The sequence below is a fragment of the Moheibacter sp. genome (assembly GCF_049672845.1).
Classification (GTDB): domain Bacteria; phylum Bacteroidota; class Bacteroidia; order Flavobacteriales; family Weeksellaceae; genus Moheibacter.
In genome coordinates this window covers 141084-155198 of record NZ_JBATWT010000023.1, presented here as the reverse complement: position 1 = coordinate 155198, position 14115 = coordinate 141084, and the positions used below count along the sequence as shown (strand labels likewise).

General features: G+C 39.0%; 16 protein-coding genes. 7 read left to right on the top strand and 9 right to left on the bottom strand.

Features of this window, described 5'->3' with window-relative positions:
• The first annotated feature begins 61 nt into the window (after positions 1-61).
• The gene (locus tag WBF63_RS08400) at positions 62-466 is read left to right on the top strand and encodes a DUF2809 domain-containing protein (protein WP_424369264.1); all 405 of its coding nucleotides are present in this window, start codon (positions 62-64) and stop codon (positions 464-466) included.
• 118 nt (positions 467-584) lie between these two features.
• On the opposite strand, the gene WBF63_RS08395 is transcribed toward WBF63_RS08400, so the two are convergent.
• The 4 genes from WBF63_RS08395 to WBF63_RS08380 all read right to left on the bottom strand — a co-directional run bounded on the left by WBF63_RS08395 (position 585) and on the right by WBF63_RS08380 (position 5173).
• Positions 585-995 (bottom strand): OsmC family protein, encoded by a 411-nt coding sequence (locus WBF63_RS08395; protein WP_424369263.1) that lies wholly within the window; start codon positions 993-995, stop codon positions 585-587.
• Between the two features lie 150 nt (positions 996-1145).
• A complete protein-coding gene (locus tag WBF63_RS08390; protein WP_424369262.1) occupies positions 1146-2987 on the bottom strand; it encodes a lysophospholipid acyltransferase family protein in 1842 nt (613 codons plus the stop codon).
• Positions 2984-4228, bottom strand: coding sequence for an aspartate kinase (locus WBF63_RS08385; protein WP_424369261.1), 1245 nt, complete (start codon positions 4226-4228; stop codon positions 2984-2986). The genes WBF63_RS08390 and WBF63_RS08385 overlap by 4 nt, the downstream gene beginning before the upstream one ends.
• A 51-nt stretch (positions 4229-4279) precedes the next feature.
• On the bottom strand, positions 4280-5173 hold the full coding sequence (locus tag WBF63_RS08380; RefSeq protein WP_424369260.1) for a T9SS type A sorting domain-containing protein: 894 nt from the start codon (positions 5171-5173) through the stop codon (positions 4280-4282).
• A gap of 74 nt (positions 5174-5247) precedes the next feature.
• Here WBF63_RS08380 and fbp point away from each other — a divergent pair, with 74 nt between their 5' ends.
• Complete coding sequence (fbp, locus tag WBF63_RS08375; RefSeq protein WP_424369259.1) at positions 5248-6255, top strand: class 1 fructose-bisphosphatase; 1008 nt, start codon at positions 5248-5250, stop codon at positions 6253-6255.
• Between the two features lie 149 nt (positions 6256-6404).
• Here fbp and WBF63_RS08370 read toward each other — a convergent pair whose 3' ends face one another.
• Positions 6405-6839, bottom strand: coding sequence for a copper resistance protein NlpE (locus WBF63_RS08370; RefSeq protein WP_424369258.1), 435 nt, complete (start codon positions 6837-6839; stop codon positions 6405-6407).
• A 63-nt stretch (positions 6840-6902) separates the two neighbouring features.
• Here WBF63_RS08370 and WBF63_RS08365 point away from each other — a divergent pair, with 63 nt between their 5' ends.
• The gene (locus WBF63_RS08365; protein ID WP_424369257.1) at positions 6903-7352 is read left to right on the top strand and encodes a hypothetical protein; all 450 of its coding nucleotides are present in this window, start codon (positions 6903-6905) and stop codon (positions 7350-7352) included.
• A 36-nt stretch (positions 7353-7388) separates the two neighbouring features.
• On the opposite strand, the gene WBF63_RS08360 is transcribed toward WBF63_RS08365, so the two are convergent.
• Together WBF63_RS08360 and WBF63_RS08355 are read right to left on the bottom strand one after the other, a co-directional pair.
• The gene (locus WBF63_RS08360; protein WP_424369256.1) at positions 7389-8153 is read right to left on the bottom strand and encodes a type III pantothenate kinase; all 765 of its coding nucleotides are present in this window, start codon (positions 8151-8153) and stop codon (positions 7389-7391) included.
• A complete protein-coding gene (locus WBF63_RS08355) occupies positions 8154-9998 on the bottom strand; it encodes a M1 family metallopeptidase (protein ID WP_424369255.1) in 1845 nt (614 codons plus the stop codon).
• A 200-nt stretch (positions 9999-10198) separates the two neighbouring features.
• Here WBF63_RS08355 and WBF63_RS08350 point away from each other — a divergent pair, with 200 nt between their 5' ends.
• Positions 10199-10372, top strand: a complete 174-nt coding sequence (locus tag WBF63_RS08350) for a hypothetical protein (protein WP_424369254.1) — start codon at positions 10199-10201, stop codon at positions 10370-10372.
• Here WBF63_RS08350 and ruvC read toward each other — a convergent pair.
• Both ruvC and pyrF read right to left on the bottom strand, forming a co-directional pair.
• On the bottom strand, positions 10369-10914 hold the full coding sequence (gene ruvC, locus WBF63_RS08345) for a crossover junction endodeoxyribonuclease RuvC (RefSeq protein WP_424369253.1): 546 nt from the start codon (positions 10912-10914) through the stop codon (positions 10369-10371). The two genes, WBF63_RS08350 and ruvC, sit on opposite strands and share 4 nt — an antisense overlap.
• Positions 10915-10987: 73 nt before the next feature.
• On the bottom strand, positions 10988-12337 hold the full coding sequence (pyrF, locus tag WBF63_RS08340; protein WP_424369252.1) for an orotidine-5'-phosphate decarboxylase: 1350 nt from the start codon (positions 12335-12337) through the stop codon (positions 10988-10990).
• Positions 12338-12452: 115 nt separating this feature from the next.
• Here pyrF and WBF63_RS08335 point away from each other — a divergent pair, with 115 nt between their 5' ends.
• The 3 genes from WBF63_RS08335 to WBF63_RS08325 are packed head-to-tail and all read left to right on the top strand — an operon-like array spanning position 12453 to position 14033.
• The gene (locus WBF63_RS08335; RefSeq protein ID WP_424369251.1) at positions 12453-13550 is read left to right on the top strand and encodes a C1 family peptidase; all 1098 of its coding nucleotides are present in this window, start codon (positions 12453-12455) and stop codon (positions 13548-13550) included.
• A 43-nt stretch (positions 13551-13593) separates the two neighbouring features.
• A complete protein-coding gene (locus WBF63_RS08330) occupies positions 13594-13794 on the top strand; it encodes a hypothetical protein (RefSeq protein ID WP_424369250.1) in 201 nt (66 codons plus the stop codon).
• A complete protein-coding gene (locus WBF63_RS08325) occupies positions 13779-14033 on the top strand; it encodes a hypothetical protein (RefSeq protein WP_424369249.1) in 255 nt (84 codons plus the stop codon). The genes WBF63_RS08330 and WBF63_RS08325 overlap by 16 nt, the downstream gene beginning before the upstream one ends.
• Positions 14034-14115: the final 82 nt, after the last annotated feature.

Here is a 14115-nt window from a genome sequence, read left to right as displayed (position 1 = left end):
TAATTTGTACTCTTTGAAATCCTCTTGCACTTATGTGAGAGGATTTTTTTAATTTAGGGAAATGAAATTCCGTTTCGATAAAAAATATTTTCTGTACTTCTTGGGATTACTCATCGTAGAAATCCTGATTGCTTTGTTTGTGCAAAACCCTACGATTCGCGGCGCCATTGGCGATGTGCTGGTGGTGATTTTGATTTATTGTTTCATTCAGGCATTTTTTAAAATTAATAAAAAGAAAACCATCATCGGCGTCGGGATATTTGCATTGCTCGTCGAAATATCACAAGCTTTCCAACTTGTGGAAAAACTGAATTTACAGGACAATAAGTTTTTCTCTACTCTTTTGGGCACCACCTTTGACCTCAACGATATTTGGGCGTATCTGGCCGGATGCGCCGTGGTCTGGATGCTGGAATTCTATGACGATGATTCCCGCCCAAAAAAGAAAAAGTTTTTGGGATTTTAGATGATTTATTACAACATAATCATAACCATTAAGATTCACTCAAAACATCAATTTGAATTTATTAAGTTCAACAAGTTGATTTAAGACTCTTAATGATTTCCAATAAACTTACTTAAAATCAATACAACTGCGCCGTCATCGTGATTTCAAAGGAAAATGCCTTACTGACAGGACAATTTTTCTCGGCATCCTGCGCCAATTGATGAAATTCATGTTCGGGAATTCCCGGCACCCGGGCTTTCACTTCCAATTCCGATTTTGACATTCTGCCGTTGGACATGGAAATATGACAATCGGTCATGATTTCGTCGGGCGTATAGCCGGCTTCCGATAAATTGGCGATGAGTTTCATGGTAAAACATCCGGCGTGTGCCGCAGCTAAAAGTTCTTCGGGATTGGTTCCGGCTCCGTCTTCAAAACGACTGTGAAAAGAATAAGGCGTTTGGCTTAAAACTGTGCTGTCTGTAGTTAAATGACCGCTGCCTTCTTTGATTGTGCCGCTCCAAACGGCTGTTGCTGTACGTTTCATAAATTTGATTTTTACCAAACGCTGCAAAAAAAAGTCCAAAAGCTGTGTTTATAAAAGTATTAAGTACAAAGTATTAAGAATTAAGACTTTTTGTGATCTCTAAATTTGGATTCAAACTAAAAATTATGTGGTTAAGAAATTTATTTGAATTTAACGGTCAAGATCGGTACCTCCACCGTTCAATTTCCGGTTCAGTTCAGCTTGAAATTCTTCCATCACCGGTTTTACGGTGCTTTCGGGTAGGTCTGAAATGCGAATGTACATCAGTCCGTCAATAGCATCATTGAACTTCGGATCGACATTGAATCCAATCAGTTTTGCATTTTGCTTGATGTATTTTTTAATCAAAACCGGAAGACGTAAAACATTTGGCTCGATTTCATCAATCAGTTTGTCAAACTTATTCAAATCGGCTTCGGCTTCATCAAAGAAAAATTCTTTGTCTTCGTCTTTGAGTTTCACTTTGAATTCCTTTTTCGGACGAACATATTGTGCCACATAAGGGTCGTAATAATGCGATTTCATAAATTCAATCATCAGAGATTTCGAAAAATCGGAGAATTGATTGGAAATGGAAACACTTCCTATGATATATTTTTCTTCCGGATTTCGTAGTGTAACATGGACAATTCCTCTCCACAACAAGAAAAGCGGCATCGGCTTTTGCTGATAAGCCGGCACCACAAAGGCACGCCCCATTTCGATGCATTTCTTGAAAAACGGATGCAATTCCGGTTCGATGTGAAATAATTCGTTCAAATAAAATCCATCCACCCCAAACTGCTCATAAACCTCTTTCCCCAACGCCATTCGATAAGCCCCCACGATTTTATGGGCCTCATTGTCCCATAAAAACAAATGGTGATAATGGACATCATAGCGATCCAAATCAATTTCTTGATTGGTTCCCTCACCGATTTCCCGGAAGGTAATTTCACGCAATCGCCCGATTTCCCGTAAAACATTTGGGATTTCATGGGCTTTGCTGAAATAACATTCGTAATTATTGTTTTTAAAAAGCAAAGCATCTTCGGTCTTTTTCAATACTTCAATTTCGGCATTGATCAAATCCGCAGAAGTCTCTTCCACAATCGGTTTGGGCTTCTTGCTTCTTGCATTGATCGCAATCGTAGTCGGGATTTTCAAAGTTTCGATGAGAAGCGATCTTTTTTGGGTATAATAAGTGGAAAGTGCATAAGTTTTTTTTCGAAGGAATTCCGAAAAAGCTTTCACCTCTTCAAATTCTAATTGCTGTTTAGACAAAATGGGTTTCCCAATTCGGATTTGTATCGGTTTTACTCGCGGACGAACCATTTCCGAGGGAAGCATCGCCGTTTGTAAATTCGGACTCAGTGCAGCCATCCGATAAAAAAGCGGACTGTTTCTCGCACGGAAGTACATCGGAATCACCGGAACATTCATTTTTTTAATCAGTTTAATGGCTGATTCCTGCCATTCTCTGTCCGCCACATTTCCCTCTTCGTCTTTAGTAGAAACTTCCCCTGCTGGAAAAATCCCAAGACAACCTCCATCGCGTAGATGACGAATCGCCTCACGCATTCCCGAACTGCTGTTGTAAACTTCTTTTCGGGTCTCAAAAGGATTGACGGCGATGACCATGGGCTCGAGCGGCTTGATGCGGTGCAATAAAAAATTGCCCATCACTTTAAAATCCGGACGGATTTTCCCGATGATGTGCATCATCAGAATTCCGTCCAAACCACCAAGCGGATGATTAGAAACAACAATAAACGGACCTTCTTTGGGGATTCTATCCAAATCCACATCATGAAGTTCATATTTCACCTCCAGGTCGTCCAAAAGATATTGAAGGAAGTCGGCAGAATCCTTTCCCAAACCGTTTTTGTACAAATCGTTTAATTTATTGATCCCGCTGATGTTTTTAAACAACCAGGAAATCGGGTATCCGACCGGCCAAAACTTTTTAAGTCCGGAAGCCTGATAAATATCTTTGGTGCTGATTAAACTCATTCTTCTTTCACAATTATTTGCAAAGTATTTTTAATGATTTGACGCAGCAACTCCGTTCCTTTGTAAAACGAATAGGAAGACTTCTCGTCAAAGTGTCTAAGGGTGTATAAAGATACTTCTTTTTCCAATTCCATCTGATATTCAGATTTTAGCTTATCCATTAGCACCTCCATCTGATTGAATTTATCTTCCAGGCAAAGCGATAAACTGATGGCCGAATTCTGCATCATATTGACTTTAATCTTCAAATCATGAAGTAAATTGAAAATCCGGCTGATTTTTTCTTCTGTAATAAATGAAAAATCAGAAGTGGTCAGCCGCAGGAGATTTTGGTTCTTTTTGACAATATAACAAGGCACGAAAGGCTCCAACGTAAGTTTATTCTGTATTTCTGTTCCTGAACCCTTCGGGTCGATGAATGATTTTACATAAAAAGGAATTCCTTTTTGTCGAAGCGGTCGCATGGTTTTCGGGTGAATCACCGAAGCGCCATAATACGCCAGTTCGATGGCCTCTTCGTAGGAAATTTTATTCAGCAATTGTGCATCCTCAAAATAGCGCGGATCGGCATTCAGCACACCCGGAACGTCTTTCCAAATCGTCATGCTTTCGGCATTCATGCAATAAGCAATAATCGCCGCCGAATAATCCGAACCTTCACGACCCAAAGTCGTGGTGAAATAATTCGGGTCGGAACCCAGAAACCCTTGGGTAACATAGAATTTGGAATTGTCCAATGAACTGAAATTCTTTTCAGTTTCCTCCCAGTTTAGATTTCCTTCCCGATAAGTTTCATCGGTTTTGATGAAATCGCGCACATCCAGCCAGGTATTTTCAATTCCGACTGAATTCAAAAAACTGCTGACGATTTTAGTCGAAATCAATTCGCCACAACAAACTACTTGATCGTACACAAAATCATAATTCGGTGATTTATTTCTTCGTAAAAACCCACATAAATCTTCAAAAAACTGATGGATTTCGGATTTGAGTGAAGCGGAATCGGTGAATAATTCATCGGCAATTTCCAAATGCATTTGCCGGATTTTCTCGATCTTTTTGGTAAAATCAGCCTTTTCAAAATAAAGTTTGACTACTTCTTCAAGTGCATTAGTGGTTTTGCCCATGGCTGAAACTACCATAAAGGTTCCGTTGTAACCTGCTGACTTTAATACCGATGCGATGTTTCGCACGCTTTCTGCATCTTTGACCGATGCCCCCCCGAATTTGAATACTTTCATTAAATTTCTCTAATTGTATGCAAATATATAGCAATGAAGACTTTCAAGAAACTACCATTGCTGTAATTTGTACGTATAAACCTTTTCGTCTCTTAAAATTACCCGAAGGATATATATTCCGGTCGGGCCTAAAATTTTGTTTAATCTAAGTTCTGTTTGTGGCGTATCGACTTTTTGTTGCTGAATGAGTTTTCCGTTCAAGTCGTAAAATTGAATTAACTTGATGTTTTCAGCACCTTTTAGTTGATAGGATTTCGTTTTTCGTTTGAAAAATAATTCAGGTTTTTTGTTAAATCTGTCTGTTTCTTTGATTTTCATAACTGACTGACAGCCTGATATGGAATCCAAATTTTCATAAACCAAATCGTTGTTTTTAAAGAGACAACTGAGTTTTCCCGCACCATTGATATCGGCCTTTCCACCCGGCGCCGTAATCATGGAAAGCGAACCTACGCCTTCTATCCAGACTACATTATAATCTGTAATTTCATTGGATTGGGTTGGGGTAAAATAAAAATGCCTGTGCGGAATATCGTTTACCAAATTGATACTTCGGATGGAATCCAGTTTAAAGAAACCGGCATCTGCAGGAAAAGGCGTGATAGGATTAAACATTTGAATTGTGTCCCCAACACTTACCGAAAAGTCGTAAAGTAAATATTCATCAACATGGTTGAATTCGTCAAACTTTGTAAGAAAAACCTTTTTTTGCTCCACTTCTTCTCTAAGCAGAAAACTTCTTGAAATGTAATGATATCCTTCCAGAATTTTATGGGGTTGGTTGTTGAAAATAGTATCGCCGTCGGTATAATAAACATCAGTCATACAACCGCCGTAACAGTTGGTCAGGTGCCATTCGTTGACAGATTCCAGCATGGGTTTATAGTCTTGTGCGTTTAAACCATAACCAGCAATAGAAATCAGCAGAAATAAAAATCTTTTCATTGGCTGAAAATTTAATAAACAAAGATAATCCATCTATTGATGTATATTTGTAAAACCCAAAAAATCATTTAAGCATGAATTTAGAAGCAGGCCAGACTTTAGGCGAGTTTATCATTGAAAACCAGAAAGATTTCCAATATTCATCGGGAGAATTAACCCGACTGCTGAGTTCCATCAAACTGGCAACCAAAATCGTAAACCATAAAGTAAATCAGGCTGGATTGGTCGACATTCTTGGAAAATTCGGAACTGAAAATGTTCAGGGCGAAGAACAGCAAAAGCTAGACGTTTTTGCTAATGATGCCTTTATCAAAACCCTTTCTCAGAGAGAAGTTGTGTGCGGTATCGCTTCAGAAGAAAATGATGATTTCATCCGAATCGAAAACAATCAGAATTCTGAAAAAAGTAAATACGTGGTGCTGATCGATCCACTCGACGGCTCTTCCAATATTGATGTAAACGTTTCAGTTGGAACTATCTTTTCGATTTACAGAAGGGTAACTCCCGAGGGAACACCTGTTCAGCTTGAAGATTTCCTTCAGCCCGGAAACAAACAAGTAGCTGCCGGATATGTGGTGTATGGGAGCTCGACAATGTTGATTTATACCACCGGAAATGGAGTGAATGGCTTTACGCTTAACCCTTCCATCGGAACTTTTTATCTTTCGCATCCTCAAATGAGAATTCCCAAAGACGGAAAGATTTACAGCGTCAATGAAGGAAATTATGCCATGTTTCCGCAAGGCGTAAAAGAATACATTAAATATTGTCAGAAAGTGGAAGAAGACAGACCTTATACTTCAAGATACATCGGTTCACTTTGTGCGGATTTCCACCGGAATTTAATCAAAGGAGGGATTTATATTTATCCATCCGGAACCAAAAGCCCGAATGGGAAGCTTCGTCTGCTTTATGAATGCAATCCAATGGCGTTTCTGGCAGAACAGGCAGGTGGGAAAGCCTCTGACGGATTTAACAGGGTGATGGACATTCAGCCGACTGAACTTCATCAACGCGTTCCTTTCTTTTGCGGATCAAAAAATATGGTGGAAAAAGCAGAGGAATTCATGGCCAATTCTTAAAAATTAAAATCCGATTGGATTTTCAAAGTTTATACAAAGAAAAAAGCCCGTTTGAGGGACGGGCCTTTTACCTTAATTAACACATGAGGACAATTTATTTTACTAAATTCCGATTTGTATAATTACAAACTCTGTGCCAAACTAATTTATCACTGTTTATTTAATTCATAAAACTGAGCTAAATCACCTGTAATTCGGTTTCCTTCTTGATCCAATGCAATGAGTCGATTCTCCGAAACGAAATAATAAGTGATTTCTGAATCAGTATTTTCAAATTCCAAAGTATTTCCATCCTCTTTCCAGGTATAACTTCCTAAGTCCGAAAAAACCTGACTATCCTTTCCTAAATATTTTGTTTTGATTTCATAGGTTTCATCCTCGTTCAAAACAATTTCAGTTTCAATCCCTTCACAATCCGCACAAGGAAGCGTACCCTTGTAAGTTCCTAAATAATCCAACGAATTTCGGGCATTATGCTCATCAATCAGTTCTATGGGTTGCTCCACAACGGCTTCTTCTTTTTTGGACTCACAACCCATTGCCAAAAAGGCAGTTAGAATTGTAAAAGTTAAAATTTTTTTCATAGTTTTTATTTTATACAAAAATAAGGTATATAATTTTTCCGTTATATAAGAAATCAATCACAGATGAAAACATTTTCAATTTTACTGATGAGCTTAATTTTGAGCTTTTCAGTGAGCTCTTGCTTCGGTAGTGATGATGACGACAGCCATCATGACGATGATGACAACGGAAACGGAACGACAGAAGTTGTGGTGAACGGAAACTGGAAAGTGACACTTTTTCAGGAAGACAATTCCAATCAGACTTCCCATTTTAACGGATATTCTTTTGATTTCGGAACAGACGGCGTAGTAGTCGCAACCAATGGTTCTACCACCAAAACGGGAAATTGGAACAATGGCGGTGACGACAGCAATAATAAATTAAACATTCAATTTCCGGACGAAGACGGACCTTTTGAGGAAATCTCCGAAGACTGGAATATTATTGCCAAAAATCCTTCAAAAATCGAACTCAGACATGTGAGTGGTGGAGATGGCAGTATTGATCTGCTTACTTTTGAGAAACTCTAATTTAAATTTGAATTTGTAAATGACCGGCTGCAGTTTCTACTCAGTCGGTTTTTTTTCTTTCGCCAGAAATCCAAGTCCTTTTAAAGTGTGCAATACATCCTGTTGGTCGATTTTATCGGTCAGCGGGGCATAGACAGCGCTCATTCCGCCTGTAGCCACCACGAAACATTGATCGTTTACTTCCCGGTTAATTCGGTCAATCATTCCTTCCACAAAACTCGTAAATCCATACACCATTCCACTCTGCATACAGCTTTCCGTGTCAAAGCCCAAGACTTTTTCCGGTGCTTTCAATTCAATTTCTGGCAATTGTGCGGTTTCATCAATCAAAGACTTCAAAGCGGTTTTAATACCCGGCGCAATGACTACACCCAATGTTTGGCCATTTTCATCAATCCCCGTAAACGTCAACGCCGTACCGAAATCAATCACGATTTTCTTTCCCGGATACAATTCATGCGCCGCCACCGCATTGGCATAAAGATCGGTCCCCATTTGTTTGGATTTGTGTTTTACACCCGAGGGCGTATTCCGATCCACTACTTTGGGTTCAATGCTGTGAATTCTTTTGAGGGAATTCACCACCGAATGGGTCATCGGCGGAACCACCGAACCTACCACAATCTGCGTGATGTCTTCCTTGCTGAATCCAAACGGACCGTACATTCCTTTGAATTTCGCATAGCACTCGTCTTCCGTCCGATAAGGTTTGGTGTTGATCGTCCAGGAAATGATTTCTTCTTCCGATTTGAAAACCCCAAAACGTGTGTTGGAATTCCCGATGTTGACTGCTAAAAGCATTTATTTGTTGTAAATATTATTGGAATAATCAATGTCAGCCAGACGCAAAGTCGGATCGATGATTACTTTTTTAACTTCTTTGGTAACTTTTACCGAATAATCCGGTGCCGACCATTTCCAAGGCTCCAAAATGGTTCGTTTCGCATCATTATACCACTCAAAATCTTCGGCAGGCTTCTCTCCTCTCAGCTCCAGATTTGGGATGTAAAATAATTCTTTGGATCCATCGGCATATTCCACCAAAAGATCAATCGGCATTGGGAAATTACTCAGATTTTTCAACTGAATTTCATTATCAACAACGCCCTGAACCGAATAATCAATCACTCGTGTCGTATTCACAAAAAGGTTTTCATACCATTTCAAATTCAAGCCCGAAACCTTTTCAGCCGTTCTTCTGAAATCTTGTGGAGTCGGATGTTTAAATTTCCAGTCTTCATAAAATTTCAAAAAGGTTTTTTTCAGGTTTTCTTCCCCGATGATGTAGCCCAATTGAATGACATAAACCTGTCCTTTGTTGTAGGCCTGAACGCCATAAGCATAATTGTAATCGTAATAATCCGCCAGCAAACTCATCGGTTCTTCCACGCCCGATTTGGCGAGATTGAAATAAGACTCATAAGCTGCCATATTGGGATTAGGCTCTCTTTTCTTGTTGAAAATCTCCAAATATGCCAAGTTTTCCGCATAAGAAGTAAAACCTTCATCCATCCATTCGTCCACAGTTTCATTAATCGCAAACATATGTTGGAACCAAGAATGCGCTATTTCGTGGTAAATCACTCCGACTAAACTTTCAAAACTTCTTTTTCCGGTAATCAGTGTAACCGTACCGTATTCCATTCCGCCGTCACCACCTTGAACAATCGTATAAGTGCTCCACGGATATTTTCCAAAATGTTTGCTCATGTATTCAATGAATTTCAAAGTCGGGATTTCTGCATTTTTCCAATTCTCCGCAATGGACTCATCATTCTTTCGTACGAAATAAACTTCAGGTCCATTTGCAATTCGCTGTTTGTTCACCACAAATTCTTTATCGGCCGCCCAAGCAAAATCATGAATATTTTCCGCAATGAAATGCCAGGTAGCCTTTCCTTTGGTTGCTTTCACCTTTGCGCCCGCAACATATCCTTTCACTTCGTTCGGATTTTGAAGTTTCCCTGAAGCCCCGATGATATAATCTTTCTGAATATTAATTTTCACATCGAAATTCCCAAAGGGCGCTACAAATTCTCTTCCGATGTATTCATCCAAATGCCAACCAAATCGGTCGTAATGTGCCATTTTGGGGTACCATTGCGTCATAGAAAAATCCACGCCTTCTTTAGTGTTTTTACCGCCGCGGCGAATGATTTCCGGCACTTGTGCTTTCCAGTCCAACTCAAAAACCGCCTTTTGTCCGGGTTTCAATCCTTCGGCCAGACTTACTTCCATGATCGTTCCGCTGATATTATAATTCAGGCTTTTTCCGTTTTGTTTGATGGAATTAATTTTCTGAAATCCGATGTTTTCTTCTGATAAAATTTCAATACGGCTTTGAATTTTACCGCTTTCATCTTTAAGGACCATTCGGGAATCAGGATCTTTGATGTTTCGCAAACGATGATCCATGGCGCTTCCCGGTTGAAAGGCATTGTAATACAAATGAAAATAAACTTTCTTCAATTCGTCGGGCGAATGATTGGCATACGTCAATTTCATTTTCCCATCGTACTGAAATTTTGAGTCATCCACATCAATCTCCATTTCATAATCGGCTCTTTGTTGCCAATACTCCAGATTTTGTCCAAATGCCGTCAGAAAGAACAATTGAAAAGCTAAAAACAAAAGGGTTTTCTTCATTATAATTTCGTTTGGCGTAAACATACAAAATTTTGAAAAATCTCTCGGAATTTTATTGTAGAGCTAAATTTAAATTCAGATAATCATTTCAAAATCAATCTGTTAAAATAAAACCAAAAAATTCTGATTTAACATAAAAAACAATCCTTTGGTATCAATTTAGTGCCTTAGGAATTAGGTTTAATTTAAAATCAATTGTTATGAAACCGGAAAGACAAAATCAAAATGCGCCCACACAACGAGAAAAAAGAATTCTGAAACGCCCCGAAAATAAAGACAACCTCGACAGTCGAAAAAGGGAAGAACAAATCAGGCAGGGTGATAAAATGACCAATAATTCCAAGGAAAAGAAAAGTGAAAATAAATCGGATTAAACTTTCCGTCCCGGATTGGCTTTGAGAAATGCGTCCCAACCGCTAAAGGATTTGGTCTGAACTTCATTTCCGCTGTTGAAAAAATGACAAACCGCCGCGGCAAGTCCGTCGGTGGAGTCGAGTCGTTTGGGTAATTCTTTTAGTCCTAAAAGATTCTGCAACATTCCCGCCACTTGTTCTTTGGAAGCATTTCCGTTTCCGGTGATGGATTGTTTTATTTTTTTTGGAGAATATTCCGTTATCGGTACTTCCCGATAAAGTCCGGCGGCCATGGCAACACCTTGCGCCCGACCCAGTTTGAGCATGGACTGCACATTTTTCCCGAAAAAAGGCGCTTCAATGGCCAGTTCGTCCGGATGATACGTATCGATAATCGAAAGTGTTTTCTCAAAGATTTTCTTGAGTTTTAATTCGTGTGAGTCATATTTGTGGAGCAAAAGTTCGTCCAGCAAAAGAAACTGCATTTTTTTCTTTTCGACTTTGATCAATCCAAAACCCATTACCGTTGTTCCGGGGTCAATCCCCAAGATGATTCGCTCCATTTCGCTAAATTATAAATAAAAATCCTGTCAGGCTTTGAAAAGCCCGACAGGATCGATACGTTTATTGTTAAATTTAATTCAAACTTTCCAGATAGGCCTGCCAGCCTTTGGTTTGGTATTCTTTTGCTGATTCGGCGGCATTGGCGGACTGATAAATTCCACGACCCACAATCATAAAATCGGTGTGATAATTTTTACAAACCCTTTCCGGCGTATTGTACTGTTGCCCTTTTCCATCGGCCGACGAACTGATGTTTACGCCCGGCGTGAAAAGCAATAAATCATCCGAAATCTTTCTTTGTGCCACTGCGCCCATTACATTCGGAGCATTTTCGGCTACGTTGAGCGCTTTGGTAATGTAATAATCATCGGTCAGCGTGCCTTTGGACGACATTTCCACAATGGCCACAACGCCCAGATTTTCAAATACTTTCAGGCTTTCCTCACCTGCAATCACATGCGAAGTTATCATATCGGCCCAACTTCCGATTTTGTAAATTCCTTCTTTGAACTGCAATTCCTGCGTATTTCCGATGTCGGCAAATTTCCGGTCTTCGAACAATAAAAATTCCTTTTCCCTTGCGATTTGTTTCAGTTTATCAATCAAATCAAAACTGAAATCCTTGATGATATCGGTATGAAGTTTCAATGCCACGATATAGTCGCCCACTTCTTCTGCCAGACGAATCAATTCGGCTGAACTAATCACATCGGCAGATGCAATCAGATTGGATTTTTTCTTCAAGGCAATTTCAATCAGTCTTTTCCCCACCGGATGGTTGATGTTTTTTTGTTCGAGTGGAACTCTTTTGATTTCAGGTGGTGCAGGCGGATTGTTCAGAAAGTTTTTAATTCTTGCCAAATCGGCATCGTCCAAACGATGGTAACGATGCAAAATATCGATGGCTTCGTTAATCGTAAAAAGCGTATGAACCGTATAACCTTTGGCTTTCAATTTCTGAATTCCGCCTTGTTCACGGTCGAGAACGACAACGATATCAGTTACTTTCAGACCTTCGCGCTCGATTTCGTCGATGGTCTCCAAAAGACTTTGTCCGCTTGTGATCACGTCTTCTACCAACAAACAGTTTTGTCCGTCATGGTAAACACCTTCTACCATTCGTTTGGTTCCATAACCTTTGTTTTCTTTCCGTTTGATGATAAGCGGAATTCCACTTGCCAAGCTCATGGTCGTTCCCATCGGCAATGCGGCATAAGGAACCCCACAGATTAGTTCAAAAGGAGAATTCTCGACTAATTCCAAGAGGTTGTTGGACAGAGTTTTTAACAATTGAGGACTGGATGAAAGCGGACGTAAATCCACATAAAAAGGCGATTCTATCCCGCTTTTCAGGGTGAAATTCCCAAATTTAATGATTCCTAATTCGTAAGCTTTGAGTAAAAAATCTTCGCGTTGCTGCATTTCTAAAAGGTTTGAGCAAAGTTAAAAGATTTCGTAAGTTTACCATCCGAAATCACTCATGACTTTCGTTATACTTATTCACAAACACATTTAATCGATGAAGAAATTTTTAATAATGTCTGTTTTTCTGGGCTCCGTACTTTCATTCGGACAGAAAATCGGAGAATACCAGTTTACCCATATCGTAAACAATGATCATACTGAAGTCCTAAGTCAAGGCCAAACAGGTACTTGTTGGAGTTTTTCGACAGTTTCCTTTTTGGAATCTGAAGTGAAAAGAATTACCGGAAAACACGTGGATTTGTCCGAAATGTACATTGTCAAAAACACGTATCCGGCCAAGGCTTATAATTACGTTTACCGCCAGGGAAAAGCCCAGTTCAGTGAAGGCGGATTGGGACACGATGTACTCAATGCTGTCAGAACCGACGGAATTGTTCCGCATGAATTTTATACCGGAATCGTGGACGATGCGGAAAAACATGACCACTCGGTAATGGTGGCAAAGCTAACCGGTTTTGTGGAAAATTTAGTCAAACATAAAAAAGCCTATTTAAACGATAACTGGCAGGCAGAATTTGATGGAATTTTGGAAGAATACATGGGTAAAGAACCCAAAACTTTTCAATTTGAAGGAAAACAATTCACCCCAATAGAATTTGCCAATTACCTGAAAATCAATCCTGATGATTATGTAGCGATTTCATCTTTTACAAATGTTCCTTATTACAAAAGTTTCGTTTTGAGTATTCCCGATAATTTTTCAAACGGATCTTTTTATAATTTGCCTTTGGACGAATATATGCAGTTGATGAATGATGCATTGACAAAGGGATTCACGCTATCGTTCAGTTCAGATGTGAGCGAATCAACTTTCAGTGCCAAACAGGGAATGGCGATTTTGCCATCGGAAGGAAAAAAAGAAGATTATTTCAAATCTATCTTGCCCGAAAAATGGGCGACGCCTGAAGAGAGACAAAAGAATTTTGAAAATTTCACAACGGTTGATGATCATCTGATGCACATAACCGGAATGCTGAAAGATCAGCTCGGAAATCAGTATTACGATGTGAAAAACTCCTGGGGAAGCGAACTTGCAAATGGCGGAGATGTTTATATGTCGGCTGCTTTTATGCGGATGAAATCCATCGCGTTTTGGGTTCATAAAGATGCGTTGAGCAAGGATCTTAAAAAGAAATTGGGGATCTTTTAAGTCAATCAAAATCCTTAACTTTGATTAGAGTAAATATAAAATTATGGATTTATTAACCAAGAAGAAAAAAATCATCCATTGGATTGACTCCATAAAAGATGAAGAAATATTGGATCAATTGGAAAGGTTCAGCGAAGAAACGCCCATCGAATTTGATCAAGAAATTCAAAATGCAATCTCTGGAGTAGAATTAAAAAAACGTACAACAGAGTTTCTTGAAAGTTTAGATTGGAAAAAACAATAATATATTACAAACCAGAAGTCGAAACCTTCATTAATAATTTGGTTTTTGATTTGTATATAAAAGAATATTTTGGCTTTCTTGAAGATGCAATAAAGTACAAAGACGGCTTAATTGACTTTGTTGAAAAACATATTTCTACTTTTCCGTATCGCTTTACTCCTTTTGCATTAAGAAATTTTGGTTCAAAATATATATTTTATAAAGCAAATCATAACACAACATGGTATGTTTTTTTTTGAGAACCAAAACAATGAATTCTTAATTACTTATATCACAAACAATCACAATGAGATTGCCCAATTTTTATAACTAAACTGACTA

Coding starts and splice junctions, on each gene's coding strand:
- WBF63_RS08395 (WP_424369263.1), bottom strand. CDS start 995: ATGAAACGTACAGCAACAGCCGTTTGGAGCGGCACAATCAAAGAAGGC.
- pyrF (WP_424369252.1), bottom strand. CDS start 12,337: ATGCAGCAACGCGAAGATTTTTTACTCAAAGCTTACGAATTAGGAATC.
- WBF63_RS08330 (WP_424369250.1), top strand. CDS start 13,594: ATGGATTTATTAACCAAGAAGAAAAAAATCATCCATTGGATTGACTCC.
- WBF63_RS08360 (WP_424369256.1), bottom strand. CDS start 8,153: ATGCTTTTAGCAGTCAACATCGGGAATTCCAACACACGTTTTGGGGTT.
- WBF63_RS08355 (WP_424369255.1), bottom strand. CDS start 9,998: ATGAAGAAAACCCTTTTGTTTTTAGCTTTTCAATTGTTCTTTCTGACG.
- fbp (WP_424369259.1), top strand. CDS start 5,248: ATGAATTTAGAAGCAGGCCAGACTTTAGGCGAGTTTATCATTGAAAAC.
- WBF63_RS08400 (WP_424369264.1), top strand. CDS start 62: ATGAAATTCCGTTTCGATAAAAAATATTTTCTGTACTTCTTGGGATTA.
- WBF63_RS08335 (WP_424369251.1), top strand. CDS start 12,453: ATGTCTGTTTTTCTGGGCTCCGTACTTTCATTCGGACAGAAAATCGGA.
- WBF63_RS08370 (WP_424369258.1), bottom strand. CDS start 6,839: ATGAAAAAAATTTTAACTTTTACAATTCTAACTGCCTTTTTGGCAATG.
- WBF63_RS08390 (WP_424369262.1), bottom strand. CDS start 2,987: ATGAGTTTAATCAGCACCAAAGATATTTATCAGGCTTCCGGACTTAAA.
- WBF63_RS08380 (WP_424369260.1), bottom strand. CDS start 5,173: ATGAAAAGATTTTTATTTCTGCTGATTTCTATTGCTGGTTATGGTTTA.
- WBF63_RS08350 (WP_424369254.1), top strand. CDS start 10,199: ATGAAACCGGAAAGACAAAATCAAAATGCGCCCACACAACGAGAAAAA.
- WBF63_RS08385 (WP_424369261.1), bottom strand. CDS start 4,228: ATGAAAGTATTCAAATTCGGGGGGGCATCGGTCAAAGATGCAGAAAGC.
- WBF63_RS08365 (WP_424369257.1), top strand. CDS start 6,903: ATGAAAACATTTTCAATTTTACTGATGAGCTTAATTTTGAGCTTTTCA.
- ruvC (WP_424369253.1), bottom strand. CDS start 10,914: ATGGAGCGAATCATCTTGGGGATTGACCCCGGAACAACGGTAATGGGT.